We start from the raw sequence: 3,971 nt of genomic DNA on the forward strand, positions 1-3,971 counted from the left end.
GATAAATAATAAATACCTAGGTTATGTAATTTTTATGTAAGTAATGACCATAAGAATCTTGTTTTGTTTGTTGTTTGTACTCTTGGTTGTTATGGTTGTGCTCAAATATTGTTTAGTGGTCTAAATAATATTATTGGATTTACATAACAAGGTAGGTTTTTTTGAATACTTCGACGGAAAAAGTAAGTAGTAAATACAGTATAGAAACGACTGATTATCAAGTTGGACAAGATAATATCCAACGTTGGGGTTTTGACATCCATAAACCCGTATTTGGTATTAGTGCATTATTAATTCTGATCTTTATTGCTGTGATGTTGATTGTTGATCCTCAGACAGCAAAAACAACATTAAATAATATGCGAAATGGCATTCTTGAGCAGTTCGATGGCTACTTCATGTGGATGATGAATATGCTCTTTGTGTTCTGTGTGCTGTTAATGGTTTCGCCATTAGGCAAGATTCGTATTGGTGGCAAAGATGCCGAACCTGAGCACTCAACCATTTCATGGAGTGCCATGTTATTTGCAGCAGGTCTTGCAAGTGGTGTGATGTTCTTTGGTGTTGCAGAGCCAGCAGCGCTGTATACCGATTGGTATGGTACACCTTTTAATGCTATTGGTTATTCACAAGAAGCGAGGCAATTAGCGATTGCAACGAGCTTTTTCCACTGGGGTATTACAGGTTGGTCTGTTTACGGTATCGCTGCACTGGCTTTAGCATTTTTTGCTTATAACAAAAATTTACCGCTTTCTATCCGTTCATTATTGTTCCCAATTTTCGGTGATAGAGTGTGGGGGTGGTTAGGCAACGTTGTTGATATTCTTGCTGTGGTTTCTACCTTATTTGGTCTTGTTGCATCGCTTGGTTTAGGTGCGCAACAGGCGGTAAGTGGTATTAACTATGTATTTGGTACGCACGGCGAGCTAGGTATGCAGTTTGGTATCATTGCAGGTGTCACGTCTGTGGCGATTTTCTCAGTCGTTCGCGGTATTGAAGGTGGCGTTAAACTATTGAGTAACATTAATATCTTTTTTGTTGTTGGGCTACTTATTCTTGTTGCTGCACTTAACATCGAAACTGTTATTCATGTATTACCACAAGGCGTTATGGATTATGCAAAAAACTTTGTTGCGCTAAGTAATCCAATTGGTCGAACTGATACTACTTTCCTTCATGGCTGGACAATTTTCTACTGGGCTTGGTGGATCTCATTTACTCCGTTCGTTGGTATCTTCATTGCCCGTGTATCAAAAGGGCGCACTGTTCGTCAGTTTGTTTTCTCTGTACTGGTTATTCCAACCTGCGTCATTATTTGTTGGTTCTCAGTCTTTGGTGGTATTGCTGTAGAGCAACTCGCTAATAAAGTGGGTCAACTAGGCATGAACGGTTTACAAGATATCTCATTAACCTTGTTCTACGTTTACGATGCAATGCCAATGAGCATGTTTCTTTCTGTGCTATCGATTGTCTTGATTTTGGTGTTCTTTGTAACATCATCAGATTCAGCATCACTGGTTATTGATAGCATTACCGCTGGTGGTAAATTGGATGCGCCTGTGCCTCAACGTATCTTCTGGGCAACTATTGAAGGTGTTATTGCTGCTATTTTACTTTGGGTCGGTGGTTCACAAGCATTAGAGGCATTGCAGTCAGGGGTTGTTATTACAGCATTGCCATTTAGCTTTATTTTGTTGTTTACCTGTGTGAGCCTAATTAAAGGCTTGAACAGTGAGCGACACTTGTATCGATAAGTAAAGCTAAAATACGAATTAGAATGAAGCCGGCAGATTTGTCGGCTTTTTTTTCAACATCAATTCCAACAAATAATACAAAGTGATCGATCCCTTAAATTTAAAATAATTACGTTATTTAGTTTGTCTTCTACTGGCGTAAATCAACGCCTTTTTGCAAACTGAGATCAGTAATAGAGAAGTGAATGGAGTCACTGTAATGATTAATTGGATCACCGTAGAATCGAGCTCAATTCGTAAAATCGGCCACAATGAGGCTAACAACGAGCTTTATGTCGATTTAGGGCAGCGCCAACCGTATTGCGTCTTTTCTGACGTTTCCAAATATGCTTTTTATCATTTTGCTTCAGCGGAATCGGTAGAAGAGCATCTTAATAGCCATATCAAGCCAGTCTATAACCAAGTGTAATGAATCAAGTTATGCGCTTATTTTCATGACGCTATCGTATCTTTAAATTGCATTTTTCGGCTTAAATACTGATTGATTAATAAGTCCAGCCAGCCTATTTTTGACTGTAATATAGCGTAATCGATGATGGGAATTACGCTTATTACATAACATTATGGTAGGCAAAATGTCAGTAGCAGAACTCACCGAAGAGAGCTTTTTAAAAGCAAATCGCATTAGCCAAGAAGAGTGGCAAGCCAGTGCTATTGATTGGCAAACACTTCATCAAATTGGTTTGAACCATGAAGCAAATATCGAACAATTAAAAGAAACCGCAGAAATGTACGCACGCATTATTCAACGATGCCAACAGGTACATTCTGTTCGCTGGCGGGTAAAAGATCCGCAGCACTTAATGGAAAAGATTGTTCGAAAAACTCAACCTAATACGCCGACATTTAAAGAAAAATACGTTGGTATTAATGAGACCAACTACGACAGCATTGTTACCGATTTAATTGGTGTACGTGCGCTACATTTGTTTAAAGAAGATTGCTTACCTATTCACGATTACCTGTGCCAAGAGTGGAAAAACGCAGAAGCGCCGATTTATTACGTTCGTAGTGGGGATGATAAAGTCTTTGCAGATTTACCTGATGATGTGGTCGTTAAAGTGCACCCAGCCGGTTATCGTTCGCTTCATTATGTGTTTGGATCACAGCCATTAAACCGTGTGGTATATACCGAAGTACAAGTGCGAACCATTTTTGAAGAAGGTTGGACTGAAATTGACCATAAAATTCGATACCCAAACTTCTCTCATAATGAACAAGTATGCTCGTTCTTATTAATATTTAATCGGTTGGCAGGTTCTGCTGATGAGATGGGATCATTCGTAAAACAGCTAGTCGGTGAGCTTGAACATCATCAACATGCAATTGATGAGATCACTAAAAAGAGCGAAGAAAATGCGCAAGAAGTGGCAAACTTGTTCAAATTACTAGAACAAAATGAGTCTAAACAACAAGGCTCTCAAGAACTTATTAATAAACTGCGTGAGCAAGTAGAGCAGCTTCAAGCTGAGAAAAATGCGCTGCATCATGCGGCAAAACACCATGCGATGAATACACTAAGTTTGAACGCTAAAGCAAAATGTAAAGCGTCTGAGTTAATGAAATAACCACATAACTATCCGTTTTTCGGATAGTATCTAGCTTGTTAGGCATAGAAATTTGCTTATAATCTCTATATTCCTTTTAGGTATTTATAAAATATAAGAAAAGTTGTACTGAGGTTGTTTGTGATGAGAACACGTTTTGATCGTATTCGTCATGCCGTTTGTTTTGAAATTATTGGATTAGTGCTGTTAGTTGGTGTGTTGAGTCAATTCGGCTATGATTCTGGTCATGTTGGAGCAATCGGTATTGCGTTTTCCTTTTTAGCTACAGGTTGGAACTACCTTTATAACCATTGGTTTGATCGCTTTATGGCTCGTCGTTATAACACCTTAAATAAAACGACAGTGCAGCGTATTGTGCATAGCATTGGTTTTGAAGCAGGTTTATTGATTGTAACGATTCCAATTTTATCTTGGTTCTTGAAAGTTTCACTATGGGAAGCTTTCTTACTTGATATCGGTATGGTGATTTTCTACTTGATCTACGCTTATGTTTATAACCTTGCGTACGATAAGATTTTCCCAGTACCTGAAGTGGCACACTAATTGGCGCTGCTACTAAAAAAGCCCTCAAGATGAAGTGACCCCCAATAGTTGGACACCAATTATTGGGGGTCTTTTATGTCCAAATATAGTCGAGAGTTAAAATGCA

4 protein-coding genes are annotated in these 3,971 nt (G+C 38.7%); all 4 read left to right on the forward strand.

All coding sequences use genetic code 11. The features are described from left to right. The first annotated feature begins 161 nt into the window (after window positions 1-161). The 4 genes from E5A76_RS10925 to E5A76_RS10940 all read left to right on the forward strand — a co-directional run bounded on the left by E5A76_RS10925 (window position 162) and on the right by E5A76_RS10940 (window position 3,865). Window positions 162-1,754 (forward strand): BCCT family transporter, encoded by a 1,593-nt coding sequence (locus E5A76_RS10925; RefSeq protein ID WP_053988933.1) that lies wholly within the window; start codon window positions 162-164, stop codon window positions 1,752-1,754. Window positions 1,755-1,953: 199 nt separating this feature from the next. Further along, entirely contained in the window at window positions 1,954-2,163 is a 210-nt protein-coding gene (locus E5A76_RS10930) for a KTSC domain-containing protein (protein ID WP_053988934.1), read from the forward strand. A 166-nt stretch (window positions 2,164-2,329) separates the two neighbouring features. Further along, on the forward strand, window positions 2,330-3,322 hold the full coding sequence (locus E5A76_RS10935) for a RelA/SpoT domain-containing protein (protein ID WP_161118950.1): 993 nt from the start codon (window positions 2,330-2,332) through the stop codon (window positions 3,320-3,322). Window positions 3,323-3,445: 123 nt separating this feature from the next. Further along, window positions 3,446-3,865: a PACE efflux transporter gene (locus tag E5A76_RS10940; protein ID WP_053988936.1), complete on the forward strand. Its 420-nt coding sequence runs from the start codon at window positions 3,446-3,448 to the stop codon at window positions 3,863-3,865. Window positions 3,866-3,971: the final 106 nt, after the last annotated feature.

It is taken from the genome of Photobacterium lucens (genome assembly GCF_009873615.1).
GTDB lineage: Bacteria > Pseudomonadota > Gammaproteobacteria > Enterobacterales > Vibrionaceae > Photobacterium > Photobacterium lucens.